Source organism: Plantibacter sp. VKM Ac-2880 (assembly GCF_015351235.1).
GTDB lineage: Bacteria > Actinomycetota > Actinomycetes > Actinomycetales > Microbacteriaceae > Plantibacter.
In genome coordinates this window covers 1,187,865-1,206,530 of sequence record NZ_JADKSJ010000001.1, presented here as the reverse complement: position 1 = coordinate 1,206,530, position 18,666 = coordinate 1,187,865, and the positions used below count along the sequence as shown (strand labels likewise).

12 protein-coding genes are annotated in these 18,666 nt (G+C 71.1%); 3 read left to right on the top strand and 9 right to left on the bottom strand.

Going from position 1 to position 18,666, the window contains the following annotated elements; translation table 11 throughout:
- Positions 1–31: 31 nt before the first annotated feature.
- From ITJ57_RS05860 to ITJ57_RS05825, 8 genes are all read right to left on the bottom strand, one after another.
- Positions 32–1,519, bottom strand: a complete 1,488-nt coding sequence (locus tag ITJ57_RS05860) for an aminopeptidase P family protein (RefSeq protein ID WP_370582221.1) — start codon at positions 1,517–1,519, stop codon at positions 32–34.
- On the bottom strand, positions 1,516–2,829 hold the full coding sequence (locus ITJ57_RS05855; RefSeq protein WP_194669264.1) for an alpha/beta fold hydrolase: 1,314 nt from the start codon (positions 2,827–2,829) through the stop codon (positions 1,516–1,518). Before ITJ57_RS05855 ends, ITJ57_RS05860 begins: the two co-directional genes overlap by 4 nt.
- The gene (locus tag ITJ57_RS05850) at positions 2,826–3,704 is read right to left on the bottom strand and encodes an ABC transporter ATP-binding protein (RefSeq protein ID WP_194669263.1); all 879 of its coding nucleotides are present in this window, start codon (positions 3,702–3,704) and stop codon (positions 2,826–2,828) included. The genes ITJ57_RS05855 and ITJ57_RS05850 overlap by 4 nt, the downstream gene beginning before the upstream one ends.
- On the bottom strand, positions 3,701–4,582 hold the full coding sequence (locus ITJ57_RS05845; protein ID WP_056008302.1) for an ABC transporter ATP-binding protein: 882 nt from the start codon (positions 4,580–4,582) through the stop codon (positions 3,701–3,703). The genes ITJ57_RS05850 and ITJ57_RS05845 overlap by 4 nt, the downstream gene beginning before the upstream one ends.
- The gene (locus ITJ57_RS05840; protein ID WP_056008304.1) at positions 4,579–5,574 is read right to left on the bottom strand and encodes an ABC transporter permease; all 996 of its coding nucleotides are present in this window, start codon (positions 5,572–5,574) and stop codon (positions 4,579–4,581) included. The genes ITJ57_RS05845 and ITJ57_RS05840 overlap by 4 nt, the downstream gene beginning before the upstream one ends.
- Positions 5,571–6,530 carry an ABC transporter permease gene (locus ITJ57_RS05835; RefSeq protein ID WP_194669262.1) on the bottom strand — a complete coding sequence of 320 codons (960 nt, stop codon included), beginning with the start codon at positions 6,528–6,530 and terminating at the stop codon, positions 5,571–5,573. Before ITJ57_RS05835 ends, ITJ57_RS05840 begins: the two co-directional genes overlap by 4 nt.
- A 21-nt stretch (positions 6,531–6,551) precedes the next feature.
- Positions 6,552–8,246, bottom strand: a complete 1,695-nt coding sequence (locus tag ITJ57_RS05830; protein ID WP_194669261.1) for an ABC transporter substrate-binding protein — start codon at positions 8,244–8,246, stop codon at positions 6,552–6,554.
- Between the two features lie 83 nt (positions 8,247–8,329).
- Positions 8,330–10,333 (bottom strand): glycoside hydrolase family 127 protein, encoded by a 2,004-nt coding sequence (locus ITJ57_RS05825; RefSeq protein WP_194669260.1) that lies wholly within the window; start codon positions 10,331–10,333, stop codon positions 8,330–8,332.
- A gap of 498 nt (positions 10,334–10,831) precedes the next feature.
- Here ITJ57_RS05825 and ITJ57_RS05820 point away from each other — a divergent pair, with 498 nt between their 5' ends.
- Both ITJ57_RS05820 and ITJ57_RS05815 read left to right on the top strand, forming a co-directional pair.
- Entirely contained in the window at positions 10,832–12,424 is a 1,593-nt protein-coding gene (locus ITJ57_RS05820; protein WP_194669259.1) for a DEAD/DEAH box helicase, read from the top strand.
- Between the two features lie 107 nt (positions 12,425–12,531).
- On the top strand, positions 12,532–13,026 hold the full coding sequence (locus ITJ57_RS05815; RefSeq protein WP_194669258.1) for a GNAT family N-acetyltransferase: 495 nt from the start codon (positions 12,532–12,534) through the stop codon (positions 13,024–13,026).
- A gap of 65 nt (positions 13,027–13,091) precedes the next feature.
- Here the strand turns inward: ITJ57_RS05815 and ITJ57_RS05810 are convergent, their stop codons facing one another.
- Positions 13,092–13,661: an NUDIX hydrolase family protein gene (locus ITJ57_RS05810; RefSeq protein ID WP_056008317.1), complete on the bottom strand. Its 570-nt coding sequence runs from the start codon at positions 13,659–13,661 to the stop codon at positions 13,092–13,094.
- Between the two features lie 150 nt (positions 13,662–13,811).
- On the opposite strand from ITJ57_RS05810, the gene ITJ57_RS05805 reads away from it, so the two are divergent.
- Entirely contained in the window at positions 13,812–18,650 is a 4,839-nt protein-coding gene (locus ITJ57_RS05805) for an ATP-dependent helicase (RefSeq protein WP_194669257.1), read from the top strand.
- The last annotated feature ends 16 nt before the right edge of the window (positions 18,651–18,666 follow it).

The window sequence follows — 18,666 nt, the reverse complement described above, 5'->3', positions numbered from 1 at the left end:
ATCCTTCGTCTCCCACCGTCGTCGCCTCAGATTAGTGGGCGCGCATCCACGCCTCGATGCCCGACGCGTCGATGGGCAGGGCGTCCGAGAGCACCTCGGCGCCGGTCGCGGTCACGAGGAGGTCGTCCTCCAACCGGACCCCGATGCCGCGGAGCTCGGGCGGCACCGTCTCGTCGAAGGCGTGGAAGTACAGGCCCGGTTCGACCGTGAGCACCATGCCGGGCGCCATCGACCCGCCCTGATAGGCCTCGTAGGAGGACATCGCGCAGTCGTGCACGTCGAGCCCGAGGTGGTGTCCGATGCCGCACACGAGGTACCGGCGATGCTGCTGGCCGGTCGCACTCAGCGCCTCATCGACGGACACCGGGAGCAACCCCCAGTCGTGGAGGCCCTGCGCGATGACCTCCATCGCCGCGTGGTGGAAGTCGGTGAAGTCACGCCCTGGCCGCACCGCCGCCATACCGGCTCGATGGGACGCCTCGACGAGGTCGTGCACCCTGCGCTGCTCGGGGCTGAACGTGCCGGACACCGGGAAGGTGCGGGTCACGTCGGCCGTGTAGAACGCCCGCGTCTCCACGCCCATGTCGAGCAGGATCGCGTCCTCCTCGCGCACGGGTCCGTCGCAGCGAACCCAGTGCAGGGTCGGTGCGTGGGCGCCGCTGCCGACGATGGTGGAGTACCCGGGTCCATTGCCGGTCGTGCGGGCGTGGCGGTCGAAGGTGCCCTGCAGCCACCGCTCCCCGCCGCCGGCCACCGCGGTCGGCAGCTCACGGATCACCGCGGAGAATCCGCCGACCGTCGCGTCCACGGCCCGGCGGAGCTCGGCGATCTCCCACTCGTCCTTGATCATCCGGAGCTCGGACAGGACGCGACCGAGTTCCGGCGAGAGGGTCAGCGGCGCGAGCGCCTCGTGCCGCGACGTCAGGCTCCCCGCGAGGAGCGGCCGCTCGGCACCGCGGAGGGCGTCCGGGAGCGCCGACAGCAGCTCGACCCGCAGGTCGAGGACGGCCGACCAGTCGGACGGTCCAGGGGCGGAGCCGACCCACAGCTCACCGTGGTTGGCGTCGGCGAAGAAGCCCGTCTCGCCCGGGTGCGCCGGAGCGGGGATGTACAGCGTCGCATCGTGCCCGGAACCGCTCGGACGCAGGACCACGACGGCGTCCTCCGCGGAGCACCCCGTTGCCCAGAAGAAGTCGCTGTTCGGCCGGAAGTCGTAGTTCGAGTCGTTGGCGCGGACCGGCGCCCTACCGGATGCGATCACGAGGGTCCGGCCGGGGAAGGCGGCGCTCAGCCGCTCGCGATGCGCCGACGCCGCCGCAGCGATCCCCGGCTCCACCGGGGGTGTGCGGTCAGGCGTGCCCCACCCGGTGCCGAGGAACTCGCGGAACGCGGGCACCTCGGTCAGTCGGGGCAACCGCGGGTCCGGGGTCGCGGGCCTCGGCATCGAGGCGGCAGGTGCCTCGGCGGTCGCCGGGGCGATGCCCGCCACCTGCGCTGTCGTGTCGTCGGGGTCGATCATGCGTGCTCCTCGTCATCGCGACGTCCGCCGCGCTCGTCCACCATCGCGAACAGGCGCCGCACGACCGCGGCGTCCTGGATCCCGTCGTGCTCGTACTCGTTCGTGACCCAGGCGGTCGCCCCGCCCACGGCGTCGACCGTCTCCAGCTGCAGCTGGGCGTCGACGTACATGTCGTCGTAGTACACGGCCGCAGCCACGGGTACCGCGCTCGCACGCAGCGTGTCCGGTTCGTACAGCGGATCCCAATCCGTCTTGGCCGCCAGCAGCTCCACGGCGTCGCGGAACGGACGGAGCGCGCGGATCTCCTCGAACATCCACGGGTAGACCATCTCGCCGGTGAAGCGGAGCGGTCTGGCCGTCTCTGCGAAGGCGGGCCGTGCGTCGCGTTCGGTCTGAGCCGCCCATGCGGTGGCTCCGAAGCCCGCCGAGCCGTAGATGCTCTCCTGCAGGGCGATGAAGAGCGGGTTGTCGACGTAGGAGGTCCTCCCCCAGACCTGGGCGAGGAAGGTGTCGCTCAGGCGGTCACCGGCGTCGAACGCCTCGTCGAGGAGCCAGTGCAGCCGCTCGTAGCCAGGCTTCATCCCGAAGTCGATCCCGAGGTTCTGGAAGCGGCGGACGGTCAGTCGGTCGCCGTCGGGCAGGAGCACCTCATCCTCGGCGAGTCGGTCGGCGATGCGGGAGACGGTGTCGACATCCTGCGGGTAGCGCTCGGCGAACGCCAGGTTCTTCCGCTCGGTGCGCGGGTAGGTGCGCCGATACACCTCGGCGGCGGAGGGGTGGACACTCGCGAGGCCGCCGGTGACGTAGCAGCCGGCCAACGCCTCGGGGGCGCGGGAGAGGTAGGTGAGGGTGAGGAAGCCGCCGTAGCTCTGCCCGAGCGTCGACCACCGTCGGCCACCGAAGACGGTGCGGCGCAGGTACTCGGCGTCATCGATGATGGAGTCCGCCCGGAAGCGTTCGAGGTACGCGGCCTGCTCGGTCGCGTCGCCGATGGCCGCGATGGCCCGACCGTCGATCCTGGTGCTTCGGCCGGTGCCGCGCTGGTCGAGCAGGAGGACGCGGTGGGAGCGGAGCGCCTCCGCGATCCAACCGTCGCGCGACACCGGTCGTGGGCCCTTGCCTCCTGGACCGCCCTGGAGGAAGACCAGGACGGGCAGCTCCTCCTTGCGCCGGACGGGGTCGACCAGCTCGCGCGCGAACAGCGAGATGGTCCGCCCGTCGTCCGGGTTCCGCCAGTCGAGCGGGACATCCACGGTGTGGTCGGTGACCGCGATCCCGGGGAGCAGGGAGGTGGTGGTGCGGTGGGTCATGCGTCGGTCCTTCCGGCGGCGCCTGTGGACGTCCGCTCCTGTTCGAGCATGGTGGCACGCGCGGCCTCCCAGCTCGGGTCGATCGTGGGCACGGCGGCGAGCAGGGTCTTCGTGTACTCGTCCTGCGGGTCGTCGAAGATCGCCTCGCGACTCCCCTGCTCCACGACCCGACCCCGGTGCATCACGGCGACGTCGTGGGCGATCTGCCGCACGACGGCGAGGTCGTGGGCGATGAAGAGGTAGCTGAGCCCGCGTTCGGCCTGCAGGTCGCGGAGCAGGTCGATGATGCGCGCCTGCACCGAGACGTCGAGCGCCGAGACCGCCTCGTCGCAGATGACGAGCTTCGGGGACACGGCGAGCGCCCGGGCGATCCCGATGCGCTGGGCCTGCCCGCCGGAGAACTGCCGTGGGTAGCGCTGGAGGTGGTCGGGGTTGAGGCCGACCCGGTCGAGGAGGTCCCGCACGAGCGCGCGTTTGCCCTGCTTCGGCGTGATGCCCTGGTAGTCGAGTGGCGCGGACACGATCCGTTCGACGGTGTGCCGCGGGTTCAGCGAGGAGAACGGGTCCTGGAAGACGACCTGCACCTTCGTGCGGAAGGCGGCGAGCGCCGGCCCCTTGGCCGTGGTGACGTCCTCGCCGTCGAAGGTGATGGTGCCGGCGGTCGGCTCGATGAGCTTCGCGATCATGCGGGCGGTCGTGGACTTGCCGCTGCCCGACTCGCCGACGATGCCGAGCGTCTCGCCGGCGCGCACCGAGAACCCGACGTCGTCCACGGCACGGAACCGGGTCGTCCGTGCGCGGATCGCTCCGTCGCCCTTCGTCGTGAAGTCCTTCGTGAGCCCCTCGGCGCGGAGGAGCACCCCCGTGTCGTTCATGCTCGTGCCTCTCCGGTGGTGGTGGTCCTCGCGGGCCGTTCGGTGAACGCGTCGTCGATCCGCGGGAGGGCGTCGAGGAGGGCGCGGGTGTACGGCTCCCTGGGGTGGGAGAAGATCTCCTCCGCACTGCCCGTCTCCACCGGGTCGCCGCCGCGCATGACGAGCACGTCGTCGGCGACCTGGCTGACCACGGCCAGGTCGTGGGTGATGAAGATCATCCCGGCGCCGGTCTCCCGTTGCAGCTCGGAGAGCAGCTCGAGGATCTGGGCCTGGACGGTGACGTCGAGGGCGGTCGTCGGCTCGTCGGCGATGAGGAGGTCGGGTTCGAGGCACAGCGCCATCGCGATCATGATGCGCTGCCGCATGCCGCCGGAGAACTGGTGCGGGTAGTGGTCGACGCGTCTGGCGGCGTCGGCGATGCGCACGCGCTCGAGCGCGTCGATCGTGACGGCTCTGGCGGCCTTCCGCGACCCACCGCGGTGGGCGCGGTACGCCTCCTCGATCTGCAGCCCGACCGTGTAGTACGGGTTGAGCGAGGAGAGCGGGTCCTGGAAGACCATCGCGATCCGGTCGCCGCGGACGCGACGCATCTCACGGTCGCTCCGTCCGACGAGTTCGTGTCCGCTCAGCCGGACGCTGCCGGTCGTCCGGCCACCGCTCGGGAGCAGGCCCATGATGGCGAGCGACGTCATCGACTTGCCGGAGCCGGACTCGCCCACGATGCCGAGCGTCTGCCCGTGTTGGACGGAGAACGACGCCTTCCGCACCACGTCGACGTCGCCGGCCGTGGTGGGGAACGTGACCGTGAGGTCGTCGACCTCGAGCAGTGACGCCCCGGGGACGGGCAGGGAGATGGTCCTGGTGACGGTGGGGCTCATGCGCTCTTCACTCTCACTCTCGGGTCGAGGACCGTGTACACGACGTCGACCACCACGTTGCCGATGACGACGAAGAACGCCGCCAGGAGGGTGACGCCCATGATCACGGGCTGGTCGTTCTTGGCGATCGAGTCGGCGGCCAACTTGCCGACGCCGTTCAGGCCGAAGACCGTCTCGGTGATGAGCGCGCCGCCGAGGAGTCCGGCGAAGTCCATGCCGAACAGGGTGACGACGGGGGTGAGCGCCGGTCGCAGGGCGTGGCGACGCAGGATCAGCGGCGCCGGCAGGCCCTTCGCGCGGGCGGTCCGCATGAAGTTCTCACCGAGCGTGTCGATGACGTTGGCGCGGACCAGCCTCGCGTACATCGACGCGTAGCCGAGGGCGAGCACGATCCACGGCATCAGGTAGTTCTGGAACCAGCGCACGGGGTCCTCGGCGAACGGGACCGCCTGCGGGAACGGCAGGATCTGCAGTTGCACCACGAGGACGTACTGCAGCAGGAGCGCGAGGAAGTAGTTCGGGAGGCTGATACCGGCGAGGGCGACCATCATCGCCCCGCGGTCCCAGCCGGTGCCCTGCTTGACCGCGCTGAGCAGGCCGCCGCTGACGCCGACGAGCAGCCAGAGCACCGCGGCGCCGACGGCTACGGTCACGGTCACGGGGAAGCGCGCGACGATCATGTCCATGACCGACTCGTTGGTCTGGAAGCTGAAACCGAGGCAGGGTGCCGCGCAGGAGACCGCCGACGCCCCTTCGCCGTAGCTCCGGCCCATGACGAGGCCCCGGAGGAACTCGAGGTACTGCTGCCAGAACGGCTGGTCGAGCCCGAGCTGCGCACGGATCTGGTCGATGCGGTCTGGCGTGCAGGTCTTCCCGCAGATCTGCACCGCCGGGTCCGGCGAAAGCAAGAAGAAGATCATGTACGTGAAGAGGCTGATGAGCAGGAGGATGCCGATCGCCGAGGCGATGCGACGCAGGAGGTAGAGGGTCATGAGGCGGCGTCTCCCGAGTCGAGGGCCTTGCGCAGGTGGTCGCCGAGCACGGTGAACGACAGCACGGTGAGGAACAGGAAGGTGCCGGGGATGAGGAAGTACATCGGGTCGACCGCGTACCACCCGACCGCGCTGGCGATCATCTGACCCCAGCTCGGTGTGGGCGGGGTGACGCCGACGCCGAGGAAGGACAGTCCGGCCTCCGTGCCGATGAAGCCAGGAACGGCGAGCGTGGCCAGGACGATGATGGTGCCACGGAGGTTCGGCAGGATCTCGCGGAACACGATGCGGATGCCGCCGGCACCCGAGGCACGCGCCGACTCGACGAACTCGCTCGTCCGCAGCGACATCGCCTGGCCGCGCACCACGCGGGCCGTGTACGGCCAGCCGAAGATGCTCAGCACCACGACCAGGAGGACCGGCCGGTTGCCCGCGGGCAGGGCCGACAGGAGCGCGATCATGAAGATGAGCGACGGGAACGCCATGAGGAAGTCCATGACGCGGGAGACGACCTGGTCGACCCACCCGCCGTAGAAGCCGGCGAGCATGCCGAGCACGACGCCGAGCACGGTCGTGACGATCGTCGCCGAGACGGCGATCGACAGCGACACCTGCGCACCGAAGGCGATGCGCGCGAAGATGTCGCGTCCGTTCCCGGGTTCCACCCCGAACCAGTGCTCGCCGGACATCCCGCCGAGCGCACCGATCGGCACGCCGCCGAGGTCGGAGTCCACCGCCGACTTGTCGAAGGTGTACGGACCCCAGCCGCTGATCGCGGTGATCAGCGGGGCGAGGATCGCGAGCAGCACGACGAGCACGATGAACGTGACGCTGAGCAGCACCGGGGGGCTCTTGCGGAGGGTGGCGATCACCCGCCGCGCGGGGGTGGGCGCACCGGCCGGCGCACCCACCTCCTCGGCGACGGTGGTCAGCTCACTGGGAACGGACGACGACATCTGCGGCTACCGGCCTTCCGACTACTTGCCGGCCGAGGACAGGCCGACGGACACGTAGTCGATGCCGCCGGAGTAGCCGGCGTGGGAGTACGCACCGGCGACGTTGGCGCCGACGACCATGACCGTCTTCTCGAAGAGCAGCGGCACGGTCGGGACGAGCTTCTGGATCTGCTCGTCGAGGGCACCCCAGGCGGCGTTCGCCTCGTCGGTGTCGGTCATCGCACGGATCTCGGCGATGCGCTCGTTGACGGCCGGGTCGTTCAGCTGGGCGATGTTCGAGTTGCCCTTCGGGAAGATCTGCGAGCCGTCGAACAGCGGCGGCAGGAAGGTCGAGCCCGAGGCCCAGTCCGGGCACCAGCCGGTGATGGCGGCGTCGTTCTGCTGCGACGTCGTGCCGATGACCTCGTAGTAGGTCGAGGTGTCGATGAGGTTGAAGTTCACCGTGATGCCCGCCTTCGCGAGCGCCTGCTGCACCGCCTCGGCCTGGGCCTGCATCTTGGGCTGGCTGCGGATGTCGAGGGTGAAGGAGAAGCCGTCGGGGAGGCCGGCCTCGGCGAGGAGTTCCTTGGCCTTCTCCGGGTCGCCGGCGTTGCCCTTGCTCGGGTAGAGGTCGAAGTCGGTCTGACCGGCGACGGTCGGGGGCAGCATGGTGGTCGCGATGTCCGCGAGCTGCGAACCACCCGAAGCGTCCTTCACCGACTCGCGGTCGATGGCGTAGGCGATGGCCTGGCGGACGAGCGGGTTGTCCATGTTGGGCTTCGTGGTGTTCAAGCCCATGTACGTGGTGCAGCCCTGGAGGCCGGAGATGGTGCGCGCCTTCAGTGCGGGCGTCTGGATCCGGGAGATGGAGGCCGCCTGCACGGAACCGGCGATCGCGTTCGCGTCGTCACCCTGGCCGGCGATCATGCGCTCATCGATGGTCGAGGCGTCGAGCCCGAAGGTGAAGTCGAAGCCGTCGGGGTAGGCCTTGCGGACGTCGTCCGTCTTCGCGTCCCACTCGTCGTTGCGGACGAGCTTCAGCTGCGAACCGCGCTCGTAGCTCTCGACCTTGTACGGGCCGGAGGAGATCGGCATCTTGTCGAGGCTCGTCGTCGTCACCCGCTCGGTGTCGGCCGGGAACGGCACGAAACTGTTCTGCCCCACGACGCTCGCGAAGTCGGCGAAGGGCTCCTTGAGGGTGAAGACGATGGTCTTGTCGTCCGGCGTCTGGATGGACGGCAGGTCACCGGTGATGTACGGACCCTCGTACGTGTCCGCGCCGGCGATGGTGAGGCGGGCGTAGGGCGAACCGACGGCGATGGCCGGGTCGAAGGAGCGCTCGACGCCGAACTTGACGTCGGCGCTCGTGATGGGGGTGCCGTCCTCGAACTTGAGGTCGTCCTTCAGCGTGAAGGTCCACTGGAGACCGTCGTCGCTCACGGTACCGAGGTCGGTCGCGAGGTCGGGGACCATCTCGGTGCCCTTGGCCCCTTCGCCCGTGGACTGCGTCGTCAACGTGCGGTAGATGAGGCGGTAGAAGTTGTTCACGCCGCCGTCGAAGCCCTGGACCGGGTCGAGGTGGGAGAAGTCCGCGTTCAGGAGGACGTCGACGGTGCCACCCTTGACCGGGGTGCTGGAGGGGCCGTCACCTCCCGAGCCCGAGCCCGCGGAGGTACACCCCGCAAGGAGGAGGACGGCCGCCGCCGCGAGGGCGGGGATGGAGAATCGTTGCTTCATGACGCTCTGCTTTCGTGTGGATCGGGCGGATGCCCGCGGATGGAGAGGGTGGAGCGGTGCGAGGGGAACGGGTCGGGGGGGGCTCAGCGGGCGCGGAACCACACGCGCATGGCGCCTGGTCCGCGGTTGCCCCACAGGGCGTAGGGGATGAGGGTGGCGGTGGTCTCACGCATCGGCTCGGCGGGCGGAGGTGTCGCTCCGTCGGCCGTCGGGCCGCCGGTGAGCGCCGGGTAGAGCACGGCGGGTGCCGGAGCGTCCGCCATGGCCGGGAGGAGGAGCGCGACCGCGTCGATCCGCTCGGTCTCGAGGATGCGGCGGTGCTCGACGACGGCGCGATCGGCGTCCGCGGGCGAGAGGCGGAGCAGGTCGAGGTCGGTCGTGCCGTCCTCCTGCTCGGCGCAGTAGACGACCGGCCCGCGGGCGAACGCCAGCGCTCCGCGGAGGGCGTCGACCGAGGGGTGCGCACCGTGCGCCCTGACCGGCATGGGGAGGTCGAGTTCGACCCGCTCGCCCGCCGTCCACTGGCGGGTGAGGCGCATCCAGCCGTCGACCGGTCGGGCGTCCACGGTCTCCCCGGCGATGCGGACCGTGGCGTCCGCCGCCCAGCCGGGCACGCGCAAGGCGAGCTCGACCTCGGCGTCGTCGGCGGCGTCGACCGTGACGACGACCGAGCCGTCCCACGGGTACGCGGTGTCGACCGTGCAGCTGAAGCGCTCGGTCTCGATGGTCGCCGCCGTGTACTGGGCGAGCTCGACCCCCGCCGGGGTGACCACGGCGAGGTGGTCCTGGAGCTCGGCGGTCCAGCGCACGATGTTCGGCGGGCAGCACGGGCAGCCGAACCAGCTGCGACGGAGCAGTCCACCGTCGGGCTCCGCTCCGGAGCGCTGGAGGTGGTCCGGGCGGCGCTGCAGCGGGTTGTCGTAGAAGAAGGCCCTGCCGTCGGCCGAGAGTCCGGCGGCGTAGGCGTTGTAGAGGACCGTCTCGAACGTGTCGAGCACGGCTGCCGAACCCGTCGCGAGGTACATCCGCCAGGACCACTGCATGACCGCGATGGCGGCGCAGGTCTCGCTGTAGGACCGCTCGGAGGGGAGCTCGTAGCGGTCGCCGATCGCCTCGTCGGAGTGGCGGCTCCCGAGCCCGCCGGTGAAGTAGAGCTTCGTCTCGACCATGTCGTCCCAGAGACGCTGCAGGGCCGCGAGGAGGCCGTCGTCGCCCTGTTCGAGCGCGACGTCCGCAGCACCGGCGGCCAGGTAGGCCATCCGCACGGCGTGGCCGGTCACGGAGTCCAGCTCGCGGAGCGGCGCCGAGTCCTGGAAGTATTCCGCCGGGAAGACCCGGAGTTCCACGGTGCCGTGGCCGCGACGGTCGACGAAGGCGGACGCCAGCTCGAGGTAGGACCGCTCGCCCGTCTCACGGAACAGCTCGACGAGCGCCATCTCCACCTCGGGATGCCCGCACACCTGTGGGTCTCCGTCCGGGCCGAACCGCCGGACGGCGAGATCGGCGAACGCCCGCGCGACGTCCAACAGTCGCCCGTCGCCGAGCCGTCGCTGCGCGGCCACGGCGGCCTGGATGAGGTGGCCGAGGTTGTACAGCTCGTGCCCCCAGGCCAGGTCCTCCCACGGCTCCTTGTCGATCTCGGGCGCCTGGAAGTAGGAGTTGAGGTAGCCGTCCTCACGCTGGGCCGCCTGGATGACGGCGACGGCCTCCTCGTAGAAGTCGCGGACCGTGCGGGTGACGTCGTCCTCGGTGCCGTCTTCCGCGAGGAGGTAGGCGAGCCCCTCGAGGGTCTTGAACACGTCGGTGTCGAGGAACGGGTAACGGCCTCGGAAAGCGCCCGTCCCGTTCTCCGGATCGGCGACCCTCGCGAGGTTGTCGAGGTTGCCGGCGAGCCGGAGCTGCTCGATCGCGTGCGGTGCGGTCGCCCGGCGGTTCCGCCGCTGCCACGCCCCGAGTTCACCCTCGCCCAACCGGACCCGTCCGGCGGCCACGGGGACACGGTGTCCGGCGACGGGGTGGACGGCACCTGCCTCGCGGTCCGCGCGCACGGCGGCGCTCGCTGTTCGGGCGTCTTCGTCGAAGCTCATGGGCGACAGGCCTTTCTGTACCGTGTGACACAGTACACCGATACCGGTTTGTGGTGGGTGACACATTACTCACCCGGTCCAGCGGACTGTCAAGCACCGACGACCGATCCCAGGAGATGGAAACACCGCCGTAACGAGCGCCACTCAGCGAGTGCGGAGCCTCATGCGCTAGGGTTGGACCACTTGCGTTCGATCGCACCATCCGGTGCGGGGTTCGCTTGCGTCGTAGAACGCTCCCTCTCTCCCCTACATGGCATCCCAGCGGTGCATGCCAGGGTCGATGACACTTCATACGGCGAACGGATGCGCGACCCTGCGCCTTCGCCACCTCCCACCAGCGACGACGCCGACGGAAGCACGCCGTATCACCCATGCGATCACTCGCGTGGGCGATGCAGCCCGTGAGGAATCACGACGGCCGTGCCCGCCACTGCAGCACTTGTGCGCCCGGCAGCCGTCATCGAAGCTCGTGGCCGTGCCTGAAAGAGACACACACCCATGACCGAAGCAGCACCCATCACCTTCGACGCCCTCGGCGTCCCGGCACCACTCGTCGCCTCCCTCGCGAAGGACGGCAAGACGAGCGCGTTCCCCATCCAGATCGACACGCTCCCCGACACCCTCGGCGGACGCGACGTCCTCGGCCGCGGCAAGACCGGCTCCGGCAAGACCCTCGCGTTCAGCATCCCGATGGTCGCCCGGCTCGGCGGCGCACTCGCCGGCGGCAAGCGTCGCCCGGGTCGCCCGCTCGGGCTGGTCCTCGCGCCGACGCGTGAACTCGCCACCCAGATCGCGGCGGTCATGCAGCCGCTCGCCGACGCCTACTCCCTGAAGACCACCACGATCTTCGGCGGCGTCTCCCAGAAGCGTCAGGAAGAGGCCCTCCGCGCCGGCGTCGACATCGTCATCGCCTGCCCCGGCCGCCTCGAAGACCTCATGAAGCAGGGCTTCGTCAACCTCGACGCCGTGGAGATCACCGTCCTCGACGAGGCCGACCACATGGCCGACCTCGGCTTCCTGCCGGTCGTCACGCGCATCCTCGACAAGACGCCTCGCGGCGGACAGCGTCTGCTGTTCTCGGCGACGCTCGACAACGGCGTGGACAAGCTCGTCCGCAAGTTCCTCCAGAACGAGGTGCTCCACTCGGTGGACGAGGCGAACTCGCCCGTCGCCGCCATGACGCACCACGTCTTCACGACCCCCTCGGTCGAGTCGAAGAAGGACCTGATCCAGGCCCTCGCCTCCGGCAGCGGCCGTCGCATCCTCTTCATGCGCACGAAGCACCACGCGAAGAAGCTCGCGAAGCAGCTCACCGACTCCGGCATCCCCGCCGTCGACCTGCACGGCAACCTCTCGCAGGTGGCTCGCGACCGCAACCTCGCCGCGTTCAGCGCCGGGACCGCCAAGGTCCTCGTCGCCACCGACGTCGCCGCCCGTGGTGTGCACGTCGACGACGTCGAGCTCGTCATCCACGTCGACCCGCCGACCGAGCACAAGGCGTACCTGCACCGCTCGGGCCGCACCGCTCGTGCGGGCAGCGCCGGTGACGTCGTCACCCTCGCGATCCCCGGCCAGATGGACGACCTGAAGAAGCTCCTCCGCAAGGCCGAGATCAACGTCACCCCGCAGGCGGTCACCGCGACCTCCCCGGCGGTCCTCGAGCTCATCGGCGACGTCGCCGCCTACGTGAAGCCGGCGCCCCGCGCAGCCGTGCAGCCGCAGGGTGGTGGCGGCGGTGGTCGCTCGCAGGGCGCCAACGCGCAGCGCAAGCGCGCCGCGCGCGACGGCAACGGCCTCGGCAACGGTCACCGCGACCGCGATGGCGCCCGTGCCGGCGCGAGCCGCGACGGCGCACCCCGTGAGGGCGGCCAGGGCGGCGGCGGTCGTCGTGGCGGTCGTCCCGCCGGCGGTCAGGGTGGCCAGGGTGGTCAGCGCTCCGGCGCCGGCCGTTCCGGTGGCGCCCGCGCCGGTGCCGGTGCAGCCACCGGTGGCAGCCGGACCCACTACAGCACCGGCTACGCCGCGAACTCGGGCGCTCCGGCGGAGTCCTCGCGTCCGCGCACGAACCGTCGCGCGTCCAGCAGCAACTAGCGGCGACCCGCTCGATCGAAGCGCCGTCCACCTCCGGGTGGGCGGCGCTTCGCCGTTCCCATGGCCCCGATTTCGCCGGACGGGTGCTGTCGGGATACGGTTCCACCATGAACGCCACCGCAGTCGTCCGCCCGATCCGAGACGTCGACGCCGAGTCCTTGGGGCGCGTGCACGCCACCGCCTGGCACGAGACCTACGACCACCTGATCAGCTCCGCCACCCTCGCGAACCTCTCCCCTCGCCGCATGGCCGAGCTGTGGACCCACTGGGCCGCGCAGGGTCCCGAATACACGCACTTCGCCGCGCTCGTCGACGGCGAGATCGTCGGGTTCTCGGGTTCAGGCCCCGGCCGCGACGAGGACATGCCGCGCGAACGCGAGCTGTACTTCATCTACCTGCTCGACGCCTGGCACGGCACGGGCATCGGGCAGCAGCTCTTCGACGCCGCGATCCCCGACGGCCAGCCCGCCTACCTGTGGGTCGCGGCGGACAACCCGCGCGCGCACCGTTTCTACGAGCGCAACGGGTTCCACGCCGACGGCGCGGCGCGCACCGAGCCGTTCCTCGGCGAGACCATCGACGAGGTCCGCCTCACCCGCTGACCCCGCCCGGCCCTGAGCCGGCCCCGGTCCCTGAGCCGGCCCCGGTCCCTGAGCCTGTCGAAGGGCTAGCGCAGCCGGCCGACGGAGGCGAGGGCCGCGCGCAGCAGGGCGCCGCGGCCGCCCTCCATCTCGGCGGCGATCGCATCGGACGACGCCGCCTCGGGGGTCATCCAGGTGAGCTCGAGGGCGTCCTGACGCGGCTCGCACGTCCCCGTCACCGGCACGACGTACGCGAGCGCGACGGCGTGCTGCCGGTCGTCGGAGTACGGCGAGAGCCCGGGGAGCGGGAAGTACTCGGCCACCTGGAACGGCACGGGCGACGCCGGGAGCAGCGGGAACGCCATGGGACCGAGGTCCTTCTCGAGGTGGCGGAAGAGCGCGTCGCGGATGGTCTCGCCGTACATGACACGACCGGAGACGAGCGTGCGCGTCATCTCGCCGAGGGCGGTGGCCCGCAGCAACACTCCGACCTCGGTCACGACGCCGAAGCCGTCGACCCGGACGGGCACGGCCTCCACATAGAGCAGCGGGAGGCGGCGTCGGATCTCCTCGAGTTCGACGTCCGACAGCCAGCCCGGATTGGAATTGCCGGGGAGATCGGGTTCCGGGTTGGGATCTGGGGTGCGAACGCTCATAGCTCCTTCATACCGCATGGAGCCGAACGGCGATCCAGGCGGGCGGCGGTTCGACGCGGCGTCCCCCGGTCGATCCCGCGATCATAGGGGCCCCGCCCACCGGACGCGACGCAGGTCGCGGTGTCGGTGGTGTGCTGGATGATGGAACCCATGACCGAGGTGCTCGAGCGCTTCTCCCCCGCCACGCGCGACTGGTTCGAGGGGGCGTTCGTCGCGCCAACGCCGGCTCAGGCGGGTGCGTGGGAGGCGATCTCGCGGGGTGCCAACGCCCTCGTCGTCGCGCCGACCGGGTCGGGCAAGACCCTGTCGGCCTTCCTGTGGTCGATCGACCGCCTGCTGTCCGAGGCGATCGCGGAACACGGGGCGAAGCGGCGGACGGGCGTGCCGCTCAGCGGGCTCGAGGCCGACGAGGCGGAGGCTGCTGCCGCCCAGCGCGACCGCTCGCGCGGCACCCGCGTCCTCTACATCTCCCCGCTGAAGGCGCTCGGGGTCGACGTCGAGCGCAACCTCCGCACCCCGCTCGTGGGCATCGCCCAGGCGGCACGACGCCTCGGCACCGAACCGCCGACGATCAGCGTCGGGGTCCGCTCCGGCGACACCCCGTCGGCCGACCGCCGGGCCATGGCCAAAGAGCCGCCCGACATCCTCATCACCACGCCCGAGTCCCTGTTCCTCATGCTCACGAGCGCGGCCCGGGAGACCCTCCGCACGGTCGACACCGTCATCATCGACGAGATCCACGCCGTCGCCTCGACGAAGCGCGGCGCGCATCTCGCGGTCTCGCTGGAGCGGCTCGACGCCATGCTCGACAAGCCCGTGCAGCGCATCGGGCTCTCGGCCACCGTGCGCCCCGCCGAGGAGGTCGCGCGGTTCCTCGGCGGCCGGGCTCCGGTGGAGATCGTCTCGCCGCCGGCGGCGAAGACCTTCGACCTCCGGGTCGTGGTCCCCGTCGACGACATGACCGACCCCGACGCCGGCATGCGGACACCGGGCGAGCCAGACGACGACGGCAGTGGCGGCGGCTTCACCGGCTACACCCCGAACAGCGACGGCGGTGGCGAGGACCGCGTGGGCAGCATCTGGCCGCACGTCGAGGAGGCCATCGTCGACCGCGTGCTCGCGCACCGCTCCACGATCGTCTTCGCCAACTCGCGGCGGCTCGCCGAGCGCCTCACCGCACGACTCAACGAGATCAACGAGGCCCGGCTCAGCGAGAGCGCCCTCGTGACGCCGGGCGCCGGGCGCCCGCCCGCCCAGCTCATGGCGCAGAGCGGCCAGACCCGCGGCTCGGCGAGCGTGGCGGCCGCAGCGGCCCGCCCCGCCACGGAGGCGAGCGACGACGACATCCCGCTGCTCGCCCGAGCCCACCACGGCTCCGTCTCGAAGGAGCAGCGCGCCGGCATCGAGGAGGACCTCAAATCCGGTCGGCTGCGGTGCGTCGTCGCGACCTCCAGCCTCGAGCTCGGCATCGACATGGGCGAGGTCGACCTCGTCATCCAGGTGGAGTCCCCGCCGAGCGTCGCCAGCGGCCTGCAGCGCGTCGGACGCGCCGGCCACCAGGTGGGCGAGGTCTCGCGGGGTGTCCTGTTCCCGAAGCACCGGGCCGACCTCATCAGCACCACGGTCGCGACGGAGCGGATGGAGGCCGGGCTCATCGAGGCGATCGAGGTCCCGTCGAACCCGCTCGACATCCTCGCGCAGCAGACGGTCGCGGCGGTCGCACTCGACGAGCTCGGCGTGGAGGACTGGTTCGAGACCGTCAAGCGCAGTGCTCCGTTCGCCTCCTTGCCCCGTTCGGCCTTCGAGGCGACGCTCGACCTCCTGGCCGGCCGCTACCCCTCCGACGCCTTCGCCGAGCTGCGCCCGCGCATCGTCTGGGATCGTGACGCCGGGGTCCTGACGGGTCGGCCGGGGGCCCAGCGCCTCGCGGTCACGAGCGGTGGCACCATTCCGGACCGCGGCCTCTTCGGCGTGTTCATGGTCGGCGAGTCCGGTGCCGGGGCCCGCGTCGGCGAGCTCGACGAGGAGATGGTCTACGAGTCCCGCGTCGGCGACGTCTTCGCCCTCGGTGCGACGAGCTGGCGCATCCAGGAGATCACCCACGACCGCGTGCTCGTGACCCCCGCGTTCGGCCAGCCGGGGCGGCTGCCGTTCTGGAAGGGCGACGGCATCGGCCGACCCGCCGAACTCGGTCGTGCCATCGGCGCGTTCGTCCGCGAGCTCGACACCACGGGAACCGGGTCGACCCCACGCCTGGAGGCTGCGGGACTCGACGAACGGGCCATCAGCAACCTCGTCGCCTACGTCCGTGAACAACGCGAAGCGACGGGCGTCGTCCCGAACGACACCACGCTCGTCGTCGAGCGCTCGCGCGACGAACTCGGCGACTGGCGGGTCATCCTCCACTCCCCCTACGGGCTCCGCGTGCACGCGCCATGGGCGCTCGCGGTCGGTGCCCGGGTGCAGGAGCGGCTCGGCGTCGACGGCTCGGCGGTGGCGAGTGACGACGGCATCATCGTCCGATTGCCCGACACCGAGAGCGAGCCGCCGGGAGCCGAACTCTTCGTCTTCGAACCGGAGGAGCTCGACGCCCTCGTGACGCAGGAGGTCGGCGGGTCCGCCCTGTTCGCCTCCCGGTTCCGCGAGTGCGCCGCGCGTGCCCTCCTGCTCCCCAACTACTCGCCGCAGAAGCGCTCGCCCCTCTGGCAGCAACGCCAGCGCTCGGCTCAGCTGCTCGAGGTCGCCAAGCAGTACCCGACCTTCCCGATCATCCTCGAGACGCTGCGCGAGTGCCTGCAGGACGTCTACGACCTCCCGGCCCTCGACCAGCTCGCGCGCGAGCTGCAGTCACGCGCGATCCGCATCGTCGAGACCACGACCGATCAGCCGTCGCCCTACGCCCGGTCCCTGCTCTTCGGCTACGTCGGCGCGTTCATGTACGAGGGCGACAGCCCGCTCGCCGAGCGCCGGGCTGCGGCTCTCGCGGTCGACAGCACGATGCTCGGCGAGTTGCTCGGGCGGGTGGAGCTCCGCGAACTCCTCGACCCCGGTGTCATCGAACAGACCGCCCTCGAACTGCAACGACTCGACCCGGAGCGACGACTCAAGGGGGTCGAGGGGGTCGCCGACGCGCTGCGCATGCTCGGTCCGCTCACCGTGGACGAGATCGCGGCCCGCACGACGTTCGACGGGGTCGCCGTGTCGACCGACGGCGAGGCGAGCCGCGGTGACGACCCGGACGCCTGGGTCCCCGACCCGGCGCGCTCCGCCGCAGCCGTCGCGGAGCTCGAACGCACGAAGCGCGTCATCCGCGTCCCGATAGCCGGGGAGGAACGCTTCGCCGCCATCGAGGACGCCGGCCGTCTCCGCGACGCCCTCGGAACGCCCTTGCCCATCGGCGTACCGGTGGCGTTCACGGAGCCGGTCACCGATCCGCTCGGTGACCTCCTCGCCCGGTACGCCCGCACCCACGGCCCGTTCACGACCGGACAGGCCGCCAGGCGGTTCGGGCTCGGGACGGCGGTCGTCCAGCACACCCTCGCGCGCCTCGCCGACGCCGGACGCGTGGTCAAGGGCGAGTTCCTCCCCGCCGGCCGGCAGCAGTCGGGCGACGACGCCGACCGCGGCCCGACCGACGCCACCGAGTGGTGCGACGCCGGCGTCCTCCGCAAGCTGCGCATCCGCTCGCTCGCCGCGCTCCGCCACGAGGTCGAGCCCGTCGAGCAGCAGGCCTTCGCCCGCTTCCTGCCCGTGTGGCAGCACCTCGGTGGAACGCTCCGCGGGGTCGACGGCGTCGCGACGGTCATCGACCAGCTCGCCGGCGCGCCCATCCCGGCCTCGGCCTGGGAGTCGCTCATCCTGCCCTCGCGGGTGGCCGACTACAGCCCGGCCATGCTCGACGAACTCACCGCGACGGGGGAGGTCGTGTGGTCGGGCAGCGGCTCCATCCCCGGCAACGACGGCTGGGTGGCGCTCCATCTCGCCGACACGGCGCCGCTCACCCTGCCACTGACGCCCACCCCGCACACGCCGGACGCCCTGCAGACGGAGCTGCTCGCGACGCTCGGCGGGGGTGGCGCGTACTTCTTCCGGCAGCTCGCGGAATCGGTCGGGTCGACGGACGACAAGCTCCTCGTCGACGCCCTCTGGGAACTCGTGTGGGCAGGGCTGGTGACCAATGACACCTTCTCCCCGCTGCGCACCCTCGTCGGGTCCGGAGGCGGTACCTCGGCCCACCGGGTGCAGCGGCAGACCCCGCGCGCGAAGCTGTACCGCGGACGCAACCTGCAGCGCCCATCGATGTCCACGCGCGCGAGCCAGACCCTCGGCGGCCGGTGGTCGATCCTGCCGCTCGCCGAGCAGGACGCCACCATCCGGGCCGTCGCGACCGGCGAGACCCTGCTGGAGCGCTACGGCGTCGTCACCCGGGGTTCGGTGGTGGCCGAAGGTGTCGTCGGCGGATTCGCCCTCGCCTACCGGGTGCTGAAGCAGTTCGAGGAGAACGGCCGCTGCCGACGCGGGTACTTCGTGGAGCGCCTCGGGGGTGCCCAGTTCGCCTCCTCGGGCACGGTGGACCGCCTGCGGAGCTTCATCCGCACCGACGACGACCCACCGCTCGCCGCCGTGACGCTCGCCGCGACCGACCCCGCGAACCCGTACGGTGCCGCGCTCGGTTGGCCCAGCCAGGAGGTCACCGGCGTGAAGCACCGGCCGGGGCGGAAGGCCGGCGCGCTCATCGTCCTCGTCGACGGTGCGCCCGTATACTACCTCGAGCGGGGTGGCAAGACCGCACTGGTGTTCACGGAGGACGAGGACCAGCTCCGCGCGGGTGCACGGTCTCTCGCGTCGACGGTGACGGCGGGGCGCATCGAGAAGCTCGGGATCGAGCAGGTGAACGGCACCTTCGTCCTCGGCACGCCGACGGGCCACGCCCTGCGCGAGGCCGGATTCGTCGAGACGCCGCGCGGATTGCGGCTTCGGCGTGGCTGAACCGCGGTGGCTCGTC

Bases quoted from the DNA above. Each gene is read 5' to 3' on its own strand.
- ITJ57_RS05860 (WP_370582221.1), bottom strand. From the start codon at position 1,519: ATGATCGACCCCGACGACACGACAGCGCAGGTGGCGGGCATCGCCCCG.
- ITJ57_RS05855 (WP_194669264.1), bottom strand. From the start codon at position 2,829: ATGACCCACCGCACCACCACCTCCCTGCTCCCCGGGATCGCGGTCACC.
- ITJ57_RS05850 (WP_194669263.1), bottom strand. From the start codon at position 3,704: ATGAACGACACGGGGGTGCTCCTCCGCGCCGAGGGGCTCACGAAGGAC.
- ITJ57_RS05845 (WP_056008302.1), bottom strand. From the start codon at position 4,582: ATGAGCCCCACCGTCACCAGGACCATCTCCCTGCCCGTCCCCGGGGCG.
- ITJ57_RS05840 (WP_056008304.1), bottom strand. From the start codon at position 5,574: ATGACCCTCTACCTCCTGCGTCGCATCGCCTCGGCGATCGGCATCCTC.
- ITJ57_RS05835 (WP_194669262.1), bottom strand. From the start codon at position 6,530: ATGTCGTCGTCCGTTCCCAGTGAGCTGACCACCGTCGCCGAGGAGGTG.
- ITJ57_RS05830 (WP_194669261.1), bottom strand. From the start codon at position 8,246: ATGAAGCAACGATTCTCCATCCCCGCCCTCGCGGCGGCGGCCGTCCTC.
- ITJ57_RS05825 (WP_194669260.1), bottom strand. From the start codon at position 10,333: ATGAGCTTCGACGAAGACGCCCGAACAGCGAGCGCCGCCGTGCGCGCG.
- ITJ57_RS05820 (WP_194669259.1), top strand. From the start codon at position 10,832: ATGACCGAAGCAGCACCCATCACCTTCGACGCCCTCGGCGTCCCGGCA.
- ITJ57_RS05815 (WP_194669258.1), top strand. From the start codon at position 12,532: ATGAACGCCACCGCAGTCGTCCGCCCGATCCGAGACGTCGACGCCGAG.
- ITJ57_RS05810 (WP_056008317.1), bottom strand. From the start codon at position 13,661: ATGAGCGTTCGCACCCCAGATCCCAACCCGGAACCCGATCTCCCCGGC.
- ITJ57_RS05805 (WP_194669257.1), top strand. From the start codon at position 13,812: ATGACCGAGGTGCTCGAGCGCTTCTCCCCCGCCACGCGCGACTGGTTC.